The 876-nt window shown below is 65.2% G+C and carries 1 protein-coding gene and 1 pseudogene; one reads left to right on the forward strand and one right to left on the reverse strand.

The genetic code is table 11. The annotated features are described in order from the left end of the window. Positions 1-566 (reverse strand): IS110 family transposase (locus H7965_RS30095; protein WP_186774113.1); only part of this gene is annotated, 566 nt, incomplete at its 3' end. Between the two features lie 244 nt (positions 567-810). On the opposite strand from H7965_RS30095, the pseudogene H7965_RS32240 reads away from it, so the two are divergent. Then, a pseudogene (locus H7965_RS32240) lies at positions 811-876 on the forward strand (IS66 family transposase); the annotation flags it as partial.

Raw genomic sequence — 876 nt, forward strand, 5'->3', positions numbered from 1 at the left:
GAGACACGCTCGAGTTCCTTCACCAACCTTTCGAGGAGCGCCCGCTCCTCGTTCGGCAGCGGGAGTCCGTCGAGCCATTTCCGGCCCGCCTTCCCAAACAGGTGACCCTTATACCGGGGGATGAGGTTGGAGTGGAGGATCGACTGGATCCTGCCCTTGGTCCGTACCAGTTGCTCGAGGACGCCCATGCGCTCGGCAATCAGCCGCCGCTTGGCGAGGGTCGTGTCGTCCGCGACCCAGACCTCCGGCAGGAAGCCCGAAGCGTGCAGCTTCGCAAGAAGCGTCGCGTCGATCTTGTCCGTCTTGACGCGGGCGTAGGCGATCGCGCGGACAAGCCGGGAATTCGCAACGACCACACGCCGCACGTGAGGACGTATCAGGCGCTCCACGGCCGCGCTGTTGCCGGTCGCCTCCAGCACGACGTCGTCTTCTCGGCTCAACGTCTGCACAAACTCGATGACAGGTCCATGGAGCAGGTCTACCCGCAGCTGTCGTGTGATCTCCCCGTTCTCCAGGACCGCGACCTGAGCGAAGGATCTGTGAATGTCCATGCCGATAACACGCATGCTTCTCCTCCTGCTGTTGCATTCGGGAGCAGGCGGGCTTGCACGACATCTACGGATCCGCGCTCGCAGCGCAGCCGGGCAAGTCGTAGGGGGCGGCCACGTAACAACTCGAGCTCGCGGCTCATCGTTAGGACGGCCTGCCGCCGTTTCATGCTCCCGGCACCCCTATCCCGGCGGACCTCCAATACCCCCCTCGGGGCGGTCGCATCCACCGGGCAGTGGTGCCGGAGGCACCATGCCCTTTAACAACGCCGCCGAGCGCGCCCTGCGTGGCATCGCCCTTGGGCGGAAGTCATGGCTGTTCGCCGGC

This window comes from Siccirubricoccus deserti (genome assembly GCF_014283215.1).
GTDB lineage: Bacteria > Pseudomonadota > Alphaproteobacteria > Acetobacterales > Acetobacteraceae > Siccirubricoccus > Siccirubricoccus deserti.